The organism is Streptomyces sp. NPDC006529, assembly GCF_040611795.1.
Lineage (GTDB): Bacteria > Actinomycetota > Actinomycetes > Streptomycetales > Streptomycetaceae > Streptomyces.
Window position 1 is genome coordinate 58895 of the sequence record NZ_JBEXPB010000017.1, and the last position, 19632, is coordinate 78526.

At 70.6% G+C, this 19632-nt stretch carries 18 protein-coding genes and 1 riboswitch; of the genes, 12 read left to right on the forward strand and 6 right to left on the reverse strand.

Going from position 1 to position 19632, the window contains the following annotated elements; all coding sequences use genetic code 11:
* Positions 1 to 59: 59 nt before the first annotated feature.
* Together ABZY31_RS15100 and ABZY31_RS15105 are read right to left on the reverse strand one after the other, a co-directional pair.
* Complete coding sequence (locus ABZY31_RS15100; RefSeq protein ID WP_356409668.1) at positions 60 to 1637, reverse strand: hypothetical protein; 1578 nt, start codon at positions 1635 to 1637, stop codon at positions 60 to 62.
* An 86-nt stretch (positions 1638 to 1723) separates the two neighbouring features.
* On the reverse strand, positions 1724 to 1960 hold the full coding sequence (locus tag ABZY31_RS15105) for a hypothetical protein (protein WP_356409671.1): 237 nt from the start codon (positions 1958 to 1960) through the stop codon (positions 1724 to 1726).
* 132 nt (positions 1961 to 2092) lie between these two features.
* Between ABZY31_RS15105 and ABZY31_RS15110 the strand changes: the two genes are divergently transcribed.
* Positions 2093 to 3067 carry a carbohydrate kinase family protein gene (locus ABZY31_RS15110; protein WP_356409674.1) on the forward strand — a complete coding sequence of 325 codons (975 nt, stop codon included), beginning with the start codon at positions 2093 to 2095 and terminating at the stop codon, positions 3065 to 3067.
* 661 nt (positions 3068 to 3728) lie between these two features.
* Here the strand turns inward: ABZY31_RS15110 and ABZY31_RS15115 are convergent.
* Positions 3729 to 5120, reverse strand: coding sequence for an aminotransferase class V-fold PLP-dependent enzyme (locus ABZY31_RS15115; RefSeq protein WP_356409677.1), 1392 nt, complete (start codon positions 5118 to 5120; stop codon positions 3729 to 3731).
* 294 nt (positions 5121 to 5414) lie between these two features.
* On the opposite strand from ABZY31_RS15115, the gene coxB reads away from it, so the two are divergent.
* The 4 genes from coxB to ABZY31_RS15135 all read left to right on the forward strand — a co-directional run bounded on the left by coxB (position 5415) and on the right by ABZY31_RS15135 (position 9893).
* Positions 5415 to 6404 carry a cytochrome c oxidase subunit II gene (coxB, locus tag ABZY31_RS15120; protein WP_356409680.1) on the forward strand — a complete coding sequence of 330 codons (990 nt, stop codon included), beginning with the start codon at positions 5415 to 5417 and terminating at the stop codon, positions 6402 to 6404.
* Positions 6401 to 8131, forward strand: coding sequence for a cytochrome c oxidase subunit I (gene ctaD, locus ABZY31_RS15125; protein ID WP_356409683.1), 1731 nt, complete (start codon positions 6401 to 6403; stop codon positions 8129 to 8131). Before coxB ends, ctaD begins: the two co-directional genes overlap by 4 nt.
* Positions 8128 to 8526 carry a cytochrome c oxidase subunit 4 gene (locus ABZY31_RS15130; protein WP_356409685.1) on the forward strand — a complete coding sequence of 133 codons (399 nt, stop codon included), beginning with the start codon at positions 8128 to 8130 and terminating at the stop codon, positions 8524 to 8526. The genes ctaD and ABZY31_RS15130 overlap by 4 nt, the downstream gene beginning before the upstream one ends.
* 113 nt (positions 8527 to 8639) lie before the next feature.
* On the forward strand, positions 8640 to 9893 hold the full coding sequence (locus ABZY31_RS15135; RefSeq protein WP_356409687.1) for an Ig-like domain-containing protein: 1254 nt from the start codon (positions 8640 to 8642) through the stop codon (positions 9891 to 9893).
* 141 nt (positions 9894 to 10034) lie between these two features.
* Here ABZY31_RS15135 and ABZY31_RS15140 read toward each other — a convergent pair whose 3' ends face one another.
* On the reverse strand, positions 10035 to 10436 hold the full coding sequence (locus tag ABZY31_RS15140) for a hypothetical protein (protein WP_356409690.1): 402 nt from the start codon (positions 10434 to 10436) through the stop codon (positions 10035 to 10037).
* A gap of 176 nt (positions 10437 to 10612) precedes the next feature.
* On the opposite strand from ABZY31_RS15140, the gene ABZY31_RS15145 reads away from it, so the two are divergent.
* The 6 genes from ABZY31_RS15145 (at position 10613) to ABZY31_RS15170 (ending at position 17836) form a co-directional block, all read left to right on the forward strand.
* Positions 10613 to 11233, forward strand: coding sequence for a heme-copper oxidase subunit III (locus ABZY31_RS15145; protein WP_356409693.1), 621 nt, complete (start codon positions 10613 to 10615; stop codon positions 11231 to 11233).
* A 76-nt stretch (positions 11234 to 11309) separates the two neighbouring features.
* Positions 11310 to 12119, forward strand: coding sequence for a c-type cytochrome (locus tag ABZY31_RS15150; RefSeq protein ID WP_356409696.1), 810 nt, complete (start codon positions 11310 to 11312; stop codon positions 12117 to 12119).
* On the forward strand, positions 12116 to 13174 hold the full coding sequence (locus ABZY31_RS15155) for a Rieske 2Fe-2S domain-containing protein (protein ID WP_356409699.1): 1059 nt from the start codon (positions 12116 to 12118) through the stop codon (positions 13172 to 13174). Before ABZY31_RS15150 ends, ABZY31_RS15155 begins: the two co-directional genes overlap by 4 nt.
* Complete coding sequence (locus ABZY31_RS15160; RefSeq protein ID WP_356409702.1) at positions 13171 to 14799, forward strand: cytochrome bc complex cytochrome b subunit; 1629 nt, start codon at positions 13171 to 13173, stop codon at positions 14797 to 14799. Before ABZY31_RS15155 ends, ABZY31_RS15160 begins: the two co-directional genes overlap by 4 nt.
* Before the next feature lie 145 nt (positions 14800 to 14944).
* Positions 14945 to 16009, forward strand: coding sequence for an anthranilate phosphoribosyltransferase (gene trpD, locus ABZY31_RS15165; RefSeq protein ID WP_356409705.1), 1065 nt, complete (start codon positions 14945 to 14947; stop codon positions 16007 to 16009).
* An 85-nt stretch (positions 16010 to 16094) separates the two neighbouring features.
* Positions 16095 to 16211: riboswitch (SAM riboswitch) on the forward strand.
* Between the two features lie 224 nt (positions 16212 to 16435).
* Positions 16436 to 17836, forward strand: a complete 1401-nt coding sequence (locus ABZY31_RS15170; RefSeq protein WP_356409708.1) for an aminotransferase class V-fold PLP-dependent enzyme — start codon at positions 16436 to 16438, stop codon at positions 17834 to 17836.
* Between the two features lie 380 nt (positions 17837 to 18216).
* Here ABZY31_RS15170 and ABZY31_RS15175 read toward each other — a convergent pair whose 3' ends face one another.
* Both ABZY31_RS15175 and ABZY31_RS15180 read right to left on the reverse strand, forming a co-directional pair.
* A complete protein-coding gene (locus ABZY31_RS15175) occupies positions 18217 to 18498 on the reverse strand; it encodes an Lrp/AsnC ligand binding domain-containing protein (protein ID WP_351040466.1) in 282 nt (93 codons plus the stop codon).
* On the reverse strand, positions 18495 to 19229 hold the full coding sequence (locus ABZY31_RS15180) for a rhomboid family intramembrane serine protease (protein WP_356409711.1): 735 nt from the start codon (positions 19227 to 19229) through the stop codon (positions 18495 to 18497). Before ABZY31_RS15180 ends, ABZY31_RS15175 begins: the two co-directional genes overlap by 4 nt.
* A 162-nt stretch (positions 19230 to 19391) precedes the next feature.
* On the opposite strand from ABZY31_RS15180, the gene ABZY31_RS15185 reads away from it, so the two are divergent.
* On the forward strand, positions 19392 to 19631 hold the full coding sequence (locus ABZY31_RS15185; protein ID WP_356409713.1) for a hypothetical protein: 240 nt from the start codon (positions 19392 to 19394) through the stop codon (positions 19629 to 19631).
* The last annotated feature ends 1 nt before the right edge of the window (position 19632 follow it).

Here is a 19632-nt window from a genome sequence, read left to right on the forward strand (position 1 = left end):
CCGTCGAGACCGACGGTGGGGCCCCTCTGCGTAGCGGGGTCCGGCTGTGCCGTTGAGGCCTACTGGCGGGCCAGCGGCTTGCCGGTGGTCCCGTCGACCACCTTCCGGGCGCCCAGCGGCTGCTCCAGCGTCACCGTCACCGACATGTCCTTGGCGATCATGATGCAGGACCCGCCCGGGTTGGCCGGGGTGTCCGTGATCTTCACGGTCACCGCCTCCGCGCTCTCCCGGGCCTGCGCGGCGTACGTACTGCACGCCCCGCCCCAGAAGTTCACCGTCAGCTTCCGGTCCGCCGAGGAGTACGAGAACCCGGGCACCGTACGACCCGCTCCCGGGGCGGTGCCGCCGTCCCGCGCGGCGGGCTGGGCCACCGTGCGGTCGGCGCCGCCCCCGGTGCCCGCCACCTCGAAGAGCCACGCGGGGACCAGTCCGCGGCCGCCGTCGACGGTTCCGGAGGCCAGGCCCAGCACCGCCGAGCGGACCGTCTCCGTCCGCGGCGGCTTCATCGGGCGCGGCTCCGGGTTGCACGGGAGGGTGTCGGTCGGCCCGACCGCGGTGTCCGGCTCCAGCGGTACGGACGTGGCGCACCCGCTCGGCCCGGTGCCGGGCCCCGTGCCGGAGCCCCCGCCCGACGCGGCGTTCAGCCGGTCCAGGGCCTCCCGCGCGCCCACCACCGGCTGCTCGGCGGACCGTACCGGGGTCTTCAGCTCACCCGTGGCAGCCACCACCTGGCCGTCCGCACCGACGCTCACCGTGCTCTGCCAGCCCTGCGTGGGCAGCCCGCCGACCACCGGGTCCGCCGTCACCACCCGTACGGAGCCCTGCACCTGGCGGGCGTCCAGCTTCGCGCCGTCCTGGCCCGCCGCCGCGAGCACCGGAGCCGCCGCGGCCTTCGCGGCCTCCTCGCCGACCGGTGTCCCCGCGCCTGAGTCCGTACCGGACGCTGCGCCGGGCGCCGGGGCCCGGCCCGCGTCGGGGGCCTGCGCGCCGCCGCCGGGGAGGGTGGCGGGGCCGCAGGTGTCCTTGCCGCGCTGACAGTCGTCCGAACCGCCCGCCTGGTAGCGGGTGAAGCTCCAGGTACCGGGCGCCTTGAGGTTCACCTGGAGGCGCGGACCCGAGGAGTCCGCGACCACCCCGGCCTGCCACAGCTCGCCCGAGAGCCGCGGCGCGCCCGTGATGCCGAGGGCCGCCGCGAGCCGCGCCACCTCGGCCTCGGTCACGTCACCGCCGGCCTTGAAGGAGGGCGCGGTGGCCGGGCCCTGGGGGAGGGGGGCGTCGGCCCGGTAGGTCACCCCGGAGCCGGACGGGTCCGGTTCACCCGGAGCGATGCCGGGGGCGGAGGGGCCGACGGAACCGGGGGAGGCCGCCCGGGCCGTGTCACGGGCGGACAGCGCCGCCGCCGGGGTGCCCCCGCCGCCGGAGGCCGCGGACGCCCAGTACGCCGTACCGCCCCCGGCGAGCAGGACGGCGGCCGCGACGGAGGCGACGGCCCAGCGGGGACGCCGTCGCCGGGCGCCGCCGGGCTGTCCGTTCTGGTCGGGCTCCCCGGCCTGGTCGGGCTGCTCGTTCCGGCCGGTCGGGTCGGCCTGCTCGGCCGGGTCGGTGTGGTCGCTCGGACCGGATTGCTCGGTGGTCACCGCTTCGCTCCTTTGCCTGCCTCGCCGTGCGTGATGCGAGTGGGACGGAACAGGAGCGCAACCGGTTCCCCGGTGCGGCGAACGGATCAGTAACCGTACTGCGCGGTGGAGGCGATGAGCCGCGCGGAAGCGGGCGGCACGCTCACCCCGTGGATCTGCGAGGGCGCCACCGGCGCCGGGCGGGGGCCCGCCGGGACCGACCAGTGGGGGGCCATGCGGGCGCAGTCGCCGAGGAGCCGGGCGAATCCTGGCCGGCGCGAGACTTCCGCGGTCCGCTCGGGAGCGGTGTACTGCGGGTACCCGAAGCCATCGGTGTAGGTCATGGGGGCACCGTAGGCAGGGGGATCACCACGAAGAAAGACCTACTACGGGGTAGTTTCTGACGGTCGGCCGTTCGCCGTCCACCGGGTAGCTTTGACTGTCCCCTTGCCGCCCTCCGCAGGAGCATCCACGCCGTGCGCATCGCAGTCACCGGCTCCATCGCCACCGACCACCTCATGACCTTCCCCGGCCGCTTCGCCGACCAGCTGGTCGCGGACCAGCTGCACACGGTCTCCCTCTCCTTCCTCGTCGACAACCTCGACGTGCGACGGGGCGGAGTCGGCCCGAACATCTGCTTCGGGATGGGGCAGCTCGGCAGCCGCCCGGTCCTCGTCGGCGCCGCCGGCTACGACTTCGACGAATACCGTGCCTGGCTCGACCGCCACGGCGTGGACACCGAATCCGTCCGGATCTCCGAAGTGCTGCACACCGCGCGCTTCGTGTGCACCACGGACGCCGACCACAACCAGATCGGCTCCTTCTACACCGGCGCCATGAGCGAGGCCCGGCTGATCGAGCTGAAGGCCGTCGCCGACCGCGTGGGCGGCCTGGACCTCGTCCTGATCGGCGCCGACGACCCCGAGGCGATGCTGCGCCACACCGAGGAGTGCCGGACGCGGGGGATCCCCTTCGCCGCCGACTTCTCGCAGCAGATCGCCCGCATGGACGGCGAGAACATCCGCACCCTCATGGAGGGCGCGACGTACCTCTTCTCGAACGAGTACGAGAAGGGCCTCATCGAGTCGAAGTCCGGCTGGACCGACGCCGAGATCCTGGCCAAGGTCGGCACCCGCGTCACCACGCTCGGCTCGAACGGCGTCAAGATCGAGCGCGTCGGCCACGAGCCGATCGTCGTCGGCTGCCCCGAGGAGACCGCGAAGGTCGACCCGACTGGCGTCGGCGACGCCTTCCGTGCCGGGTTCCTCACGGGGCTGGGCTGGGGGGTCGGGCTGGAGCGGGCGGCGCAGGTCGGCTGCATGCTCGCGACGCTGGTCATCGAGACCCTGGGTACGCAGGAGTACACCCTGGCGCGGGCCCACTTCATGGAGCGCTTCGCCAAGGCGTACGGCCCGGACGCGGCCGCGGAAGTCCAGTCCCACCTGTCCTGACCCCGGATGCCGGGGCCCCGGCCCCGGCACCCGCCGCCCCCGGCGGGGCGCCGCCTTCGGGCTGCGTAGGCCGCGCGTACCGGAGCGCCCGCAAACGCCGGGCGGGCTGGGATGTGCCCGGCCGCGCCACGCCCCTGCGGACCGCAGTGCCCTCAATCGCCGGGCAGGCTGAGATGTCCCCGGCCGGGCTGAGTGCGCCCGTGCGGGCTTGGCTGTGCCCGGCAGCGGTGGGTGCGCCCGTGCACGTTCGGGCGCCCTCAATCGCCGGGCAGGCTGGGATGTGCCCGGCCGGGCTGAGTGCGCCCGTGCGGGCTGGAATGTTCCTGGCTGGGCTCGGTGCGCCCGTGCGGGCTGGAATGTGCCGGGCCAGGCAGGGGTGTGCGGCGCGGGCTGAGACGCACCCGGCCATGCCCGTGCCACCTCACCCGTACCGGGCCGCGTGCAGCGGCCCCACCTCAGCCTCGCCGGGCCGCGTGCAGGGGCGCCACTCCAGCCTCGCCGGCGTTTGAGGCGCCGCCGGAGGCAGCGGATGCCGCGCGCAGCGGCAGCCGCCCGACCGGCCAGCCGCGCCGGGCGGCGCAGGGGACCCCCGACACCCGGCAGCGGCACTCGCCCGGCCGGGCCGGCCGCGGCGCCGGGGGCGTCGGGGGCCCCCGGCCCCCTACACCACCCGTCGGACCGTGTACGCGACCCCCGCCCCGCCGGGGCCAGGCGCTTCGCCCACGTACTCCTGCCCCCGCATCCCGCACCACGCCGGGATGTCCAGCCGCGCCACCTCGTCGTCCGACAGGACCGTGACCGTGCCGCCGACCGCCACGCCCCCGATCGCGTTCCCCAGCTCGATCACCGGCTGCGGGCACCGCATCCCGAGGGCGTCCACGACCAGGGACCCGGCCGACCCCCCGGTTGCGCGATCCGGAGCCGGCGCCACGCCGAGGCGGGAGCGGACCCCCGCCACCACCCCCGGCAGCGCCTCCAGGAACCCGTTCACCTCCTGCGCCGTCGTACCCACCGGCAGCGAGACCCGGACGTTGCCCTCCGAGAGCACCCCCATCGCCTTCAGCACGTGGCTCGGGGTGAGCGTCGAGCTCGTGCACGAGGACCCGGACGACACCGAGAACCCGGCCCGGTCCAGCTCGTGCAGCAGCACCTCCCCGTCCACGTAGAGGCAGGAGAAGGTGACCAGGTGCGGCAGCCGCCGCACGGGATCGCCGACCACCTCCACGTCCGGCACCAGCCGGGCCACCCGCCGCCGGATCCGGTCCACCAGCACCCGCAGCCGCTCCGACTCGGCCGCCGCGTCCGCCCGTACGGCCCGCAGCGAGGCCGCGGCCGCCACGATGGCCGGAATGTTCTCGAAGCCGGGGGAGCGGCCCGACTCCCGTTCCCCGCCCGGGCCTTGGGGGGCGAAGCGGACGCCCTTGCGGACGGCGAGGAGACCCACCCCGGCCGGCCCGCCCCACTTGTGCGCGCTCGCGGTCAGCAGCGACCAGCCCCCGGGCACCGGACCCCACGGCAGCGACTGGGCCGCGTCCACGAGCAGCGGCACCCCCGCGGCCCGGCAGCGCTCGGCCACCTCCGCCACCGGCTGGACCGTCCCCACCTCGTGGTTGGCGGACTGCAGGGCCGCCAGCGCGGTGTCGGTGCGCAGCGCCCGTTCGAACGCCTCCGCGGACACCGCGCCGGTGCGGTCGACCGGCACCTCGGTGAAAGCGCCCCCGCGTGACTCGACTGCCGCCGCCGAATGGAGGACAGAACTGTGTTCGACCGCGGAGAGCACCAGGTGCGCACCGACGCGCCGACGACCCGCCAGGGCGCCCTCGACGCCCGCGTGAACGGCGTGCGTCCCCGAAGGAGTGAAGACGAGTTCGTCCGGGCGGCACCCCACGGCCTCGGCCGCCGCCTCCCGCGCCGCGTCCAGCAGCAGCCGGGCCCGCCTGCCCTCCCGGTAGAGCCGGGCGGGGTCGGCCCAGCCCTCGTCCAGGGCGGCCAGCAGGGCCTGCCGGGCGACCGGGTGGAGCGGAGCGCCGGAGGCGGCGTCGAAGTACGGCATCCGCCCACGCTAGCCGCAGGGTCCGCGCCGGCGGACGTCCCCCGAGGTCAGACCCCGTCAGATGGCCACGGGAGGCCGCCATTCAGGGCCGGACGGACCTTCCCCCGTACGGCGGAGCCACCCCTTCGGGGGCAGTAGCGGCGCGTTGGGCACCCTCCCCGCGCGACCCCAAATAGCGTCCAGTAGGGTTTGGTCCGCATAAACATCCAAACCCCTGCCTGCGTCAGGGCCGGCGACCGACCCGAACACGGCCGCGGCCGACCGCGCGGGCCGAGACTCTCGGGAAGGCGCTACGTGAGTCCCTACGGCTCCGACCGCTCGCCGCGGCGCCCGATGCGGCGGAAGCTGCTGCAGGCGCTGACTGCGGGCGTGGTCCTGGCGACCGCCACTGGTTGCTCGTATTCATATAAGAACTTCCCCAACCTCGGTATGCCGGACCCGGTCACCAAAGAGGCGCCGATCATCCTCTCCCTGTGGCAGGGGTCCTGGGCGGCCGCGCTGATCACGGGCGTCCTGGTCTGGGGCCTGATCATCTGGAGCGTCGTCTTCCACCGGCGCAGCCGGACAAAGATCGAGGTCCCGCCGCAGACCCGGTACAACATGCCGATCGAGGCGCTGTACACGGTTGTCCCGCTCATCATCGTCTCGGTGCTGTTCTACTTCACCGCGCGTGACGAGTCGAAGCTGCTGTCCCTCTCCGCGAAGCCGACGCACACGATCAACGTGATCGGCTTCCAGTGGAGCTGGGGCTTCAACTACGTCGAGGACGTCGACGGCGACGCGGTGACCCCCAAGGCGGGCACGGTTCCCAAGGAACTGGCCTCCATCCCGGACCGCTACACCAAGGACTTCCCGGCCGGTGCCGAGGGCGTCTACGACAAGGGCACCCCGGCGGACGTCAACCCGGACAAGGCGGCCGAAGGCCTCAAGTACCCGGGTCCGACGCTCTGGCTCCCCCAGGGCGAGAAGGTCCGCTTCGTCCTGTCGTCGAACGACGTCATCCACTCCTTCTGGGTGGTCCCCTTCCTGTTCAAGCAGGACGTCATCCCGGGCCACACCAACGTCTTCGAGGTCACCCCGACCGAAAAGGGCGTCTTCATGGGCAAGTGCGCCGAGCTGTGTGGCGTCGACCACTCCCGGATGCTCTTCAACGTCAAGGTCGTCTCCCCCGAGGAGTACCGCAAGCACCTCAAGGACCTGGCGGAGAAGGGGCAGACCGGTTTCCTGCCGGCCGGCATCAAGCAGACCGACCCGGCCCGCAACGCTGAGGTGAACAAACTGTGAGCATCCTCAACCAGCCTCAGGGTGCCGCCGCGGACTCGTACGAGAACGAGCTGCCGGTACGGCGCAAGCAGCCGGGCAATGTCGTCGTGAAGTGGATGACCACCACCGACCACAAGACCATCGGCACGATGTACCTGGTCACGTCGTTCGTGTTCTTCATCATCGGCGGGATCATGGCGCTCTTCATGCGCGCCGAGCTGGCCCGTCCGGGCACGCAGATCATGTCGAACGAGCAGTTCAACCAGGCGTTCACCATGCATGGCACGATCATGCTGCTGATGTTCGCCACCCCGCTCTTCGCGGGCTTCGCGAACTGGATCATGCCGCTGCAGATCGGCGCGCCCGACGTGGCGTTCCCGCGGCTGAACATGTTCGCGTACTGGCTGTACCTCTTCGGCTCGACCATCGCGGTGGGCGGCTTCGCGACGCCCAGCGGCGCGGCCGACTTCGGATGGTTCGCCTACACCCCGCTGACCGACGCCGTGCACTCGCCCGGCATCGGCGGTGACATGTGGATCATGGGTCTGGCCTTCTCCGGCTTCGGCACGATCCTCGGTTCGGTCAACTTCATCACCACGATCATCTGCATGCGCGCTCCCGGCATGACGATGTTCCGCATGCCGATCTTCACCTGGAACGTGCTGCTGACCGGTGTGCTGGTCCTGCTCGCCTTCCCGGTGCTGGCCGCCGCGCTCTTCGCGCTGGAGGCCGACCGCAAGTTCGGTGCGCACGTGTTCGACGCGGCCAACGGCGGTGCCCTGCTCTGGCAGCACCTCTTCTGGTTCTTCGGCCACCCGGAGGTGTACATCATCGCGCTGCCGTTCTTCGGCATCGTGTCCGAGGTCATCCCGGTCTTCTCCCGCAAGCCGATGTTCGGCTACATCGGCCTCATCGCGGCGACCATCGCGATCGCGGGCCTCTCGGTGACCGTGTGGGCCCACCACATGTACGTCACCGGCGGTGTGCTGCTGCCGTTCTTCTCCTTCATGACCTTCCTGATCGCGGTCCCGACCGGTGTGAAGTTCTTCAACTGGATCGGCACCATGTGGAAGGGCTCGCTGTCCTTCGAGACCCCGATGCTCTGGACGATCGGCTTCCTGGTCACCTTCACCTTCGGGGGTCTGACCGGCGTCATCCTGGCCTCGCCCCCGATGGACTTCCACGTCTCCGACTCGTACTTCGTCGTCGCGCACTTCCACTACGTCGTCTTCGGCACCGTGGTCTTCGCGATGTTCGCCGGCTTCCACTTCTGGTGGCCGAAGTTCACGGGCAAGATGCTGGACGAGCGCCTGGGCAAGATCACCTTCTGGACGCTGTTCATCGGCTTCCACGGCACGTTCCTGGTGCAGCACTGGCTGGGTGCGGAAGGCATGCCGCGGCGTTACGCGGACTACCTCGACGCCGACGGTTTCACCGCGCTGAACACGATCTCGACGATCAGCTCGTTCCTGCTCGGCCTGTCGATCCTGCCCTTCCTGTACAACGTCTGGAAGACGGCGAAGTACGGCAAGAAGGTCGAGGTCGACGACCCGTGGGGCTACGGCCGCTCGCTGGAGTGGGCCACGTCATGCCCGCCGCCGCGGCACAACTTCCTCACCCTGCCGCGGATCCGTTCCGAGTCCCCGGCGTTCGACCTGCATCACCCTGAGATCGCTGCCCTCGACCACCTCGAGGACCACAGCGTGGCCAACCAGGCCGTCACCGGTGGCAAGGAGGCCGGCAAGTGAAGATCCAGGGCAGGATGTTCCTCTGGCTCTCCCTGTTCATTCTGATCATGGCCGTCGTGTACGGCGTCTGGTCGAAGGAACCGGTCGGGACCACCGCTCTCTTCCTGGCCTTCGGCCTGAGCGTCATGATCGGCTACTACCTGGCCTTCACGGCCCGGCGCGTGGACGAGATGGCCCAGGACAACCTGGAGGCCGATGTCGCGGACGAGGCCGGCGAGCTGGGATTCTTCTCCCCGCACAGCTGGCAGCCGCTGTCCCTTGCCATCGGTGGCGCCTTCGCCTTCATGGGCGTCGTCTTCGGCTGGTGGCTGATGTACTTCTCGGCGCCGCTGATCCTGATCGGTCTGTGGGGCTGGGTGTACGAGTACTACCGGGGCGAGAACGCCAACCAGTAGTGCGGCACCGCGTCACCCACTTGGGGCCCGGACACCTCTTCGAGAGAGGTCCGGGCCCCTCGTTTGCAGTCACCCCGCGCGCCGTGCCGGGCATATCTTCATAGCGTGGTCCCATGAACCACTCACCGCGTCTTTGGACGGTAGTCGGCTGCTCCCTGCTGGTCGCGTCCCTCGGGGCCGGCGCCACCGCATGCGGGTCCGGCGAGAACAACCCGCTGTCGGCCCGCCCCTACGACGCGGGCGACGAGGTCGCCTTCAACCAGGCGTCGGGCGGCCGTCCCGTCGACCCCGACCGCCCGCTGGAAGTCACCGCCAAGAAGGGCGACGGCCGCATCACCGACGTGAGCGCCGTCGACACCCACGGCCGGCACCTCGCGGGCGAGCTCTCCGCCAAGGGCGACCGCTGGCACAGCACCGCCCCGATGGCCGCGGGCGTCCGCTACACGGTCACGGTCGGCACGGAGGACGAACGCGGCGCCCAGGGGCAGCGCACGCTGAACTTCGAGACCACCCCGGCCAAGAAGGTCGTCCACGTCGAATTCGGCCCGGAGGCGGGCAAATACGGCGTCGGTCAGCCCCTGACGGCCGAACTGACCGAACCCGTCAAGGACAAGGCGGCCCGCGCCGTCGTCGAGCGGGGCCTGATCGTGGAGTCCCCCGCCCACGTCCAGGGAGCCTGGCACTGGGTGGACGACAAGCGGCTCCACTTCCGCCCCAAGGAGTACTGGCCCGCCAACACCACCGTCTCCGTACGGAGCAACCTGGAGGGCATCAAGATCGCCGACGGGCTCTACGGCGCCGCCGCCAAGTCGCTCACGCTGGAGATCGGCGACCGGGTCGAGGTCATCACCGACGCCTCCTCGCACCAACTGACCTTCAAGCGCAACGGAGAAGTGATCAACACCATTCCGGTCACCACCGGAAAGCCCGGCTTCTCCACCCGCAACGGCGTCAAGGTCGTGCTGGGCAAGCAGTACTTCGTCCAGATGCGCGGCGACACCGTCGGCATCGGCGTCGGCAGCAGCGAGTACTACAACCTCCCCGTGTACTACGCCACCCGGGTGACGTGGAGCGGTGAATACGTCCACGCCGCGCCGTGGTCCGTCGGCTCGCAGGGCTACGAGAACGTCAGCCACGGCTGCACCGGCATGAGCACCGCGAACGCCGCCTGGTTCTACGAGAACATCAGCGAGGGCGACATCGTCCGGGTGATCAACAGCATCGGCGAGGACATGGACCCCTTCGGCAACGGCTACGGCGACTGGAACCTGGACTGGAAGGACTGGCGCGAGGGCAGCGCCCTGCTCAAGGGCACCCAGGACGGGCGCAGTCCCGTCGACGCCGCCCGCCTGCGCCCCCGGGTCTGAGGCGCCGTCGGCGCCCACCGCACCGCGCCCGGCCCGCCGGACACGCCCGGCACCGGCCGCGGAAGCGACGCAGCGGCCCCTGGAAGCCCGTAGGAGGGCTCCAGGGGCCGCCGCGCGCCGTTCGGGGGCCCTTGCGGGCTTTCAGGCGTTCAGGGACAGCCGCGTCCGCAGGACGTCGGCCAGCGCCCCGGGGAATTCCACCGGGTCGACCGGCAGGGTCACCGCACGGTCCGCCCGGCTCCAGGTGGCCAGCCAGGCGTCCTGCGGGCGCCCGATCAGCAGCAGCACCGGGGGACACCGGAAGATCTCGTCCTTGATCTGGCGGCACACGCCCATGCCCCCGGCCGGCGCGGCCTCGCCGTCCAGCACGCAGGCGTCGATCCCGCCCGCGTCCAGCTCGCTGAGGACGGCGTCCAGGGTGGCGCACTCCAGGAACTCCACCGGCGGCAGGTCCGCTGCGGGCCTGCGCCCGGACGCCAGCCGCACCTGCTCCCGGGTGTTGGCGTCATCGCTGTAGACCAGAACCCGCGCAGTCGCCCGCATTTCGTTCCTCCACGTGTCACATGAATCACGTTGATGATGTCGCGGATGCTACTCCGTCCGACACCCTGTCAACATCGGTTCGAGGGGGCCTCCGATGGGCCGTTCGGGCCTTGCACACGCCCCGGACACTCCGAACGGCACCCCCCGGGGTGAGGGCGGGATAAGCGACCGACATAATGTCGGTCGTGGCGACAGCAACGACAGTAGATACCGGGCACGCGCACCCGACGGTCAACAGGCCGAACCTCGTCAGCGTCGGAACGATCATCTGGTTGAGTTCCGAGCTGATGTTCTTCGCGGCCCTCTTCGCGATGTACTTCACCCTGCGATCGGTGATGGGCGCCGAGCATTGGGCAGAACAGGCCGAGGCCTTGAATCTGCCCTTCTCGGCGACGAACACCACCGTCCTGGTGCTTTCCTCGCTCACCTGCCAGCTCGGCGTATTCGCCGCCGAGAGAGGTGACGTGAAGAAGCTCAGGACGTGGTTCATCATCACGTTCGTCATGGGTGCGATCTTCATTGGCGGCCAGGTGTTCGAGTACACCGAGCTGGTCAAGAAGGACGGCCTGAGTCTCTCGTCAGACCCGTACGGCTCGGTGTTCTACCTGACCACCGGCTTCCACGGGTTGCACGTGACGGGCGGCCTCATCGCCTTCCTCCTGGTCCTCGGCCGGACGTACGCGGCCAAGAGGTTCACCCACGAACAGGCCACGTCGGCCATCGTCGTGTCCTACTACTGGCACTTCGTCGACGTCGTCTGGATCGGCCTCTTCGCGACGATCTACCTGATCAAGTAGCGAACACGTCGCCGGGCAGGTCCCGGCACTCCATCCAGACACACCGACGCAGAAGATCCTGACACCGGGGTAATCCGTGAAAAAGCTCTCCGCACGACGACGCCATCCGCTGGCGGCGGTCGTCGTTCTACTCTTCGCCCTGGCGGTCACCGGGGGGCTGTACGCCGCCTTCGCGCCCGCGGGCAATGCGCAGGCAGACGACACCTCCCAGTCCCTCGCCATCGAGGAGGGCAAGAAGCTCTATGCCGTGGGCTGCGCAAGCTGCCACGGGACCGGCGGTCAGGGTTCCTCTGACGGCCCGAGCCTGGTGGGTGTCGGCTCCGCGGCCGTCGACTTCCAGGTGAGCACGGGCCGTATGCCCGCCCAGCAGCCCGGCGCTCAGGTGCCGAAGAAGCCCGTCATCTACACCCAGGCGCAGACCGACCAGCTGGCCGCGTTCATCGCGTCCCTCGGTGCCGGTCCGATCACGCCGACCGAGAAGCAGTACGACCCGGCGGGTGCCGACATCGCCAGGGGTGGCGAACTGTTCCGCAACAACTGCGCGCAGTGCCACAACTTCACCGGTGAGGGCGGCGCGCTGACGCACGGCAAGTACGCCCCGAACCTCGAGGGCGTCGAGCCGAAGCACATCTACGAGGCCATGCTCACCGGCCCGCAGAACATGCCCTCCTTCCCCGACAGCACCATGCCGGAGAAGCAGAAGAAGGACATCATCGCGTACCTCCAGAACGTGAACGGCGAGAAGTCGAACAGCCCCGGCGGCCTCAAGCTCGGTGGCCTCGGCCCCGTGTCCGAGGGCCTCTTCGGCTGGATCTTCGGACTGGGTGCGCTGATCGCTGTCGCCGTCTGGGTCGCGGCCCACACCGCTAAGGCCAAGAAGTCATGAGTAGCCAAGACATTCCCGTAGAGAAGCACCTGCCGAGCGAGCAGGGCGACGCGCACCACGGTGGCGTGGCAGTGGCGGACGACCCGTTCGCCGACCCGGGCCTGCCGGCCCACAAGCCCCGCATCCAGGACATCGACGAGCGGGCGGCCAAGCGCTCCGAGCGCACGGTCGCGATGCTGTTCACGCTGTCGATGCTGGCCACGATCGGCTTCATCGCCTCGTACGTGACCCTGCCGGTGGACAAGATCGTGTTCATCTTCCCCATCGGGAAGGTCAGCGCGCTCAACTTCGCCCTCGGCATGACGCTGGGCACCGCCCTCTTCTGCATCGGCGCGGGCGCGGTCCACTGGGCCCGCACCCTGATGTCCGACGTCGAGGTCGCCGCCGAGCGCCACGAGATCGCCGCTCCGCCGGAGGTCAAGGCGCAGGTCCTGCAGGACTTCGCCGACGGCGCCAAGGAGTCGGCCATCGGCCGTCGCCCCCTGATCCGCAACACGATGCTGGGCGCGCTGGCCATGCTGCCGCTGTCCGCCGTCGTGATCCTGCGCGACCTGGGTCCGCTGCCGGAGACCAAGCTCCGCAAGACGGTGTGGGCCAAGGGCAAGCTGCTCATCAACGACAACACGAACGAGCCGCTGCGTCCCGAGGACGTCGTGGTCGGTTCGCTGACCTTCGCCCGGCCGGAAGGCCTGGAGGAGGACCAGCACGACTTCCAGACGCAGATCGCCAAGGCTGCCCTGATGATCGTCCGCATCAAGCCGGAGGACATCAAGGACAAGCGGGAGCTGGAGTGGTCCCACGAGGGAATCGTGGCCTACTCGAAGATCTGCACCCACGTCGGCTGCCCGATCAGCCTGTACGAGCAGCAGACGCACCACGTGCTCTGCCCGTGCCACCAGTCCACCTTCGACCTCTCCGACGGCGCCCGCGTCATCTTCGGCCCGGCCGGTCACGCGCTCCCGCAGCTGCGGATCGGTGTGAATGACGAAGGCTTCCTCGAAGCGCATGGCGACTTCGAAGAGCCCGTCGGTCCTGCATTCTGGGAGCGCGGATGAGCACTGCCACTGAAACGACGGGGCGCAAAGCGCCTGCCGGCGAGCGCGTAGCGGACTGGGCGGACGGCCGCCTGGGCATCTACGGCCTCGCCAAGGCGAACATGCGCAAGATCTTCCCGGACCACTGGTCCTTCATGCTCGGTGAGATCTGCCTCTACAGCTTCATCATCATCATCCTCACGGGTGTGTACCTGACGCTGTTCTTCCACCCGAGCATGAACGAGGTCGTGTACCACGGCTCGTACGTGCCGATGCAGGGCGTCCGGATGTCCGAGGCCTTCGCCTCGACCCTGGACATCAGCTTCGAGGTCCGCGGTGGTCTGCTGATCCGGCAGATCCACCACTGGGCGGCGCTGATCTTCGTCGCGGCCATGCTCGTGCACATGATGCGCGTGTTCTTCACGGGTGCCTTCCGCAAGCCGCGCGAGGTCAACTGGATCTTCGGCTTCCTGCTGCTGGTCCTCGGCATGTTCACCGGTTTCACCGGTTACTCCCTGCCGGACGACCTGCTCTCGGGCACCGGTGTCCGCTTCATGGAGGGCGCGATCCTGTCCGTGCCGGTCGTCGGCACGTACCTGTCGTTCTTCCTCTTCGGCGGCGAGTTCCCCGGCGGCGACTTCGTCGCGCGGTTCTACTCGATCCACATCCTGCTGCTGCCCGGCATCATGATGGGCCTGCTGGTGGCCCACCTGATCCTGGTCTTCTACCACAAGCACACCCAGTTCGCGGGCCCCGGCAAGACGAACAAGAACGTCGTCGGCATGCCGCTGCTGCCGGTCTACATGGCCAAGGCCGGAGGCTTCTTCTTCCTGGTCTTCGGTGTCATCGCGGCCATCGCGGCGCTGGCGTCGATCAACCCGATCTGGGCGCTCGGCCCGTACCGCCCGGACCACGTGTCCACCGGTGCGCAGCCCGACTGGTACATGGGCTTCTCCGAGGGCCTGATCCGTGCCATGCCCGGCTGGGAGATCAACCTGTGGGGCCACACGCTCGTCCTGGGCGTGTTCATCCCGCTGGTGATCTTCCCGCTGATCCTGGTCGCGATCGCGGTCTACCCGTTCATCGAGTCCTGGGTCACCGGTGACAAGCGCGAGCACCACCTGCTGGACCGCCCGCGCAACGTCCCGACCCGTACGGGCTTCGGCGTCGCCTGGATCACCTGGTACGTGATCCTGCTCATCGCCGGCGGCAACGACATGTTCGCGCAGTACTTCCACCTGTCGATCAACTCGATCACGTGGTTCGCGCGGATCGGCTTCTTCGTCGGCCCGGTCATCGCGTTCGTCATCACCAAGCGGATCTGCCTCGGCCTCCAGCGCCGGGACCGGGACAAGGTGCTGCACGGTCGCGAGACCGGCATCATCAAGCGCCTGCCGCACGGTGAGTTCGTCGAGGTCCACGAGCCGCTCTCGCAGGGCCAGCTGCACACGCTGACCTCGTACGAGCAGTACAAGCCGCTCGAGATCGGCCCGACGGTCGACGAGAACGGCGTCGAGCGCAAGGTCTCGGGCGTCGAGAAGCTCCGCGCGAAGCTGAGCAAGGGCTTCTACGGCGAGGACAACCAGATCCCGAAGCCCACGTCCGAGGAGTACAAGGAGATCCAGAGCGGCCACGGCCACCACTGACTCCGCATGACGGACTGATTCCGGTCAGTCTCCGCGTCGCCACGGCAAGAGCCCCGTCCAGTCACTGGACGGGGCTCTTTGCCGTACTCCCCGCCTGGATAGGCTGGGGCCTCACCCATCGACTGTGGACCATCAGGAGCGGACCATGAACGTTGTGACCCCGGCGGGCGGCGACAGCGTGGCGGCCCGCACCTGGCCTGCCGTACTGGACGCCCTGCTCGACGGCCGCGACCTCGGCGCGGACGACACGGCGTGGGCGATGGACCGCATCATGCGCGGAGAGGCGACCGACGCCCAGATCGCGGGCTTCGTGGTCGCGCTGCGTGCCAAGGGCGAGACCGTCGCCGAGATCAACGGCCTCGTACGGACCATGTACGACCACGCCAACCTGATCGAGGTCCCCGGCCGGACGGTCGACATCGTCGGCACCGGCGGCGACGGCGCCAAGACGGTCAACATCTCGACGATGTCCGCGATCGTGGTCGCCGGGACGGGCGCCAAGGTGGTCAAGCACGGCAACCGCGCCGCGTCCTCCTCCAGCGGCGCCTCCGACGTCCTGGAGCAGCTGGGCGTCAACCTCGACCTGACCCCCGCGCGGGTGGCCGAGGTGGCCGAGGAGGCGGGCATCACCTTCTGCTTCGCCGTCAAGTTCCACCCGGCGCTGCGGTACGTCGCGGGCGCCCGCAGGGAACTGGGCATCCGGACCACCTTCAACGTGCTGGGCCCGCTGACCAACCCCGCGAAGGTGCGGGCGCAGGCGACCGGCGTCGCCGACCCCCGGATGGCCCCCATCGTGGCGGGCGTGCTCGCCGAACGCGGTTCCTCCGCACTGGTCTTCCGGGGCGACGACGGCTTCGACGAGCTGACCACCACGGCGACCTCCCGGGTGTGGTGGGTGCGCGACGGCAAGGTCACCGAGCAGGGCTTCGACCCGCGCGACATCGGCATTTCCCTGGTCGATGTTTTCGCGCTGCGGGGCGCCGACCCCGCCTACAACGCGGACGTCGCCCGGCGCCTGCTGGCGGGGGAGGGCGGCCCGGTGCGCGACGCCGTGCTGCTGAACTCGGCGGCCGCGCTGGTGGCCCTGGACCCGGGCAGCGGCACGCTGGAGGAGCAGCTGGCGGCGGGCGTCACCCGGGCGGCGCAGTCGATCGACTCCGGTGCGGCCCTGGCCGCGCTGGACCGGTGGGTGAAGGCCAGCAACGCCTGAGCAGGGTCGGTTTCGCGCCGGGCCCCGGTTCCGACATGCGGACCGGGGCTTGTGCGCGGGAGATCGTGTGGCAGGATGCAGACCAGGTCACGAGTGACAGCGTTTAGGCCCCGGCTTGCTGTCCGGCAACCCTCCTTCCGTGGCGGGGTGCCCCGGGTGATGACCAGGCCGCAGGCAGCGAGGCTTGCGGCAAGCGCGGATCCCTCGAATCCAGGGGTCCTGGTCTCTCGAGGAGCGTTTTCCGTGAGCAAGCGAATGCGATAGGGCGCTCAAGCCCCTTCTTCACCCCCCCCGGAACAGGGTCCTGTCCGCGTACCTCCGGTACCGCCGGCGCACCCCGTCTCCCGGGACTCCCCGTACCCCGCCTCCGCGGCCGCGTACGGGCCCCCTGAAGCCATTCACCCCTGCCTGCCGGGAGATACCGCCATGTCCGCATCCCTGAACGCCGCCACCACCTCCACCGCTGACACGAGCGTCGGCGCCGCCTGCGACGCCGCCTGTGCCGAGCCGCTCCAGGTGCTCGGCCGGGACGTCACCGTGCCGCTGGTCACCGGCGGCGAAGTGACCTACGCGGCGCTGGACTACGCAGCCAGCGCCCCGGCGCTGCAGCGGGTCTGGGACGACGTGGCCGCGTACGCCCCCTACTACGGCAGCGTGCACCGCGGGGCCGGGTACCTCTCGCAGCTCTCCACCGACCTCTTCGAGCAGAGCCGGGCCACGGTCGCGGAGTTCCTCGATTGCCGCCCCGCCGATCAGGTGATCTTCACCCGGTCCACCACCGACTCGCTGAACCTCCTCGGCCAGGCGCTCCCGGCCGACTGCCAGGTCTTCGTCTTCGAGACCGAGCACCACGCCTCGCTGCTGCCCTGGCGCGACGCCCGGGTCACCTACCTGAACGCCCCGCGCACCCCGGGCGAGGCCGTCGCCACGCTGGAGCGGGCGCTGGCCGACCGCGAGCCTTACGGCCCGGCGCTGGTCTGCGTCACCGGCGCGTCCAACGTCACCGGTGAACTGTGGCCGGTCAAGGAACTCGCCGCCGCCGCGCACGCCCACGGCGCGCGGATCGTCCTGGACGCCGCCCAGCTCGCCCCGCACCACCCGGTGTCGGTGCAGGACCTGGACGTCGACTGGGTCGCCTTCTCCGGGCACAAGCTGTACGCGCCCTTCGGCTCGGGCGTGCTCGCGGGGCGGGCCGACTGGCTCCAGGAGGCCGAGCCGTACCTCGCGGGAGGCGGTGCCTCCCGGAAGGTGGCCCGGCGCGAGGACGGCGGCGTGGACGTCGAGTGGCACACCACCGCGGCCCGCCACGAGGCCGGTTCCCCGAACGTCATCGGCGTCTACTCCATCGCCTCCGCCTGCCGGGCGCTGACCGAGGCCGGGTTCGACACCCTGGTCGCGCGGGAGCGGCACCTGATCGCGAAGGTCCGCGAGGGCCTGGCCGAGGTCCCGGCCGTGCGGATCCTGTCCCTGTTCGGTGACGGCGCGCCGCGCGTGGGCGTCATCTCCTTCGTCGTGGACGGCTGGAACAGCTCGCACTTCGCCGCCGCGCTCTCCGCCGAGTACGGGATCGGGGTCCGCGACGGCCTGTTCTGCGCCCACCCGCTGGTCCGGACCCTGCTGGGCAGCGCGCCGCAGGAGCCGGGCGAGTGCGGGGCGCCGGAGGCGGAGCCGGGGGAGCGGTCGCTGAACGCGATCCGGGTCAGCTTCGGGGCGGGTACGCCGGACGAGCACGTGGAGCGGTTCGTGGGGGCCGTGCGGGAGTTGGTGGCGCAGGGGGCGCAGTGGACGTACCGCACGGAAGAAGGCCGCTGCGTCCCGGCCGTCTGACGCTCGCCTCAATCGCCGGCGGGGCTGGGGTATGCCCCCTGGCCCGGGGGTGGGCGTCCCGGCCCGCGGCCGTTCGCCTCAAACGCCGGCGGGGCTGGGATCCCCCGGTGCCGGGCCCACGCCGCGGGTCGGGGTCGGGACGGGGACGGGCAGGAGTGTCCCCGCAGGACGAGCGGCCACCGCTGGGGACTTTCTCCGAACCGGGTGAGGCCGCGAGCCGAGGAGACGCTCGTGCGCGGCACCGGCACGGCCGCGGCCCGCCACCACCGGGCCAGGGGCCATACCCAGCCCCGCCGGCGTTTGAGGCGGACCACCGACCCGGGCCAGGGGCCATACCCCCAGCCCCGCCGGCGTTTGAGGCGAAAAGGCCGCGGCCGGCGCTACGCGTCGAGGCCGATCGCGAACGCCGCCTCCAGGTCGTGCTGGGAGTAGGTGCGGAACGCCACGTGGGTGTCCGTCGCCTCCACGCCCGGGATCTTGCTGATGCGGCCGGGGATGATGTCCGCGAGGTTCTCGTGGCGCGGCACCCGGACGAGCGCGATGAGGTCGTACGTACCCGTGACGGAGTAGACCTCGCTGACGTTCTCCAGCGCGGCGATCGACTCGGCGATCTCGGGGATGCGGTCCACGCTGGTCTTGATGAGCACGATCGCGGTGATCACGGCTGGCTGTCTCCCTCGGTGGCCGTCGCTGGTCGCCTCACTCTAGTCGTACGCCGATATCGGACCCACGCGTACAGGAACCCGCCCGAGAAGCCCACCACATGGGCCAGGTACGCCACCCCCGGCCCGCTCCCGGCGCGGTGCGCCGCCAGCCACTGCAGGCCGAACCAGAACAGCAGCACGATCCAGGCCGGGAAGCGCAGCGGTACGAAGAACAGGAACGGGAAGAGGCTGGTCACCCGGGCTCTGGGGAAGAGGCACAGGAAGGCCCCCAGGACGGCCGAGATGGCCCCGGAGGCGCCGACCAGGGTTTGGTCCGAGGTGGCGTTGGCCGCCGCGTAGGCGGCCAGCGCGAGGTAGCCGGTGGTGACGTAGAAGACGAGGAACTGCGCGCGCCCCATCCGCTCCTCGGCCATCGCGCCGAAGACGTAGAGGAAGAGGCAGTTCCCCAGCAGGTGCAGCCAGCCGCCGTGCACGAAGAGCGCCGTCAGCGGGGTGAGCAGGGCGCGGCGGCCGCCGCCGAGGAGTTCGTCCGGGACGACGCCCCAGTGCCGGAAGTACGCCGTGCCGGAGGCGATCAGCCGCTCGCCCGTGCCGTAGACCGGGTTGAGCCCCGAGGCCGGGCTCATGACGAAGACGACGGCGCAGGCCGCGATCAGCGCGTACGTCACCACCGGGCCGCGCGCGGCCTCGCGGACGGTCCGCCACCATACGCTCATGGGACAGAGCATGGCGTAACCGGAGGGACCCGGGCAGCTCGCCCCGCCGCGTCCCGCGCAGCGGACGGCACCCCGCGCGGAAGCGGCGTCAGGCCGTAGGGTTACGAGCTGCGGTCCCCGCCGAGAGGCGCGGACCGCTTTAATTGAAACAGCGACGAAGGAGTGAGCGGCCCGATGACGGTTCCCCTGCCGACCGAGACGACCCGGTGGCGCTGCACGCTGTGCGGCAACCTCACGCGGTTCGACGTCACGCGCTCGTCGAAGGTCGTGGAGTACGTCCACCTGGACCTCGCCGGGGAGCCCAAGGTCGAGGAGCGCGAGGTGGTCAATGAGACCATCGAGTCGGTCCGCTGCCGCTGGTGCAACGCGGTGGACCAGATCGAACTCGTGGACCGGCCGGGTGCGGACTCCTAGG

What these genes read in the sequence shown, in the direction of transcription:
- ABZY31_RS15105 (WP_356409671.1), bottom strand. Translation starts at nt 1,960, where the DNA reads ATGACCTACACCGATGGCTTCGGGTACCCGCAGTACACCGCTCCCGAG.
- ABZY31_RS15115 (WP_356409677.1), bottom strand. Translation starts at nt 5,120, where the DNA reads ATGCCGTACTTCGACGCCGCCTCCGGCGCTCCGCTCCACCCGGTCGCC.
- ABZY31_RS15135 (WP_356409687.1), top strand. Translation starts at nt 8,640, where the DNA reads ATGAACCACTCACCGCGTCTTTGGACGGTAGTCGGCTGCTCCCTGCTG.
- ABZY31_RS15140 (WP_356409690.1), bottom strand. Translation starts at nt 10,436, where the DNA reads ATGCGGGCGACTGCGCGGGTTCTGGTCTACAGCGATGACGCCAACACC.
- ABZY31_RS15145 (WP_356409693.1), top strand. Translation starts at nt 10,613, where the DNA reads ATGTCGGTCGTGGCGACAGCAACGACAGTAGATACCGGGCACGCGCAC.
- ABZY31_RS15155 (WP_356409699.1), top strand. Translation starts at nt 12,116, where the DNA reads ATGAGTAGCCAAGACATTCCCGTAGAGAAGCACCTGCCGAGCGAGCAG.
- ABZY31_RS15160 (WP_356409702.1), top strand. Translation starts at nt 13,171, where the DNA reads ATGAGCACTGCCACTGAAACGACGGGGCGCAAAGCGCCTGCCGGCGAG.
- trpD (WP_356409705.1), top strand. Translation starts at nt 14,945, where the DNA reads ATGAACGTTGTGACCCCGGCGGGCGGCGACAGCGTGGCGGCCCGCACC.
- ABZY31_RS15170 (WP_356409708.1), top strand. Translation starts at nt 16,436, where the DNA reads ATGTCCGCATCCCTGAACGCCGCCACCACCTCCACCGCTGACACGAGC.
- ABZY31_RS15180 (WP_356409711.1), bottom strand. Translation starts at nt 19,229, where the DNA reads ATGCTCTGTCCCATGAGCGTATGGTGGCGGACCGTCCGCGAGGCCGCG.
- ABZY31_RS15185 (WP_356409713.1), top strand. Translation starts at nt 19,392, where the DNA reads ATGACGGTTCCCCTGCCGACCGAGACGACCCGGTGGCGCTGCACGCTG.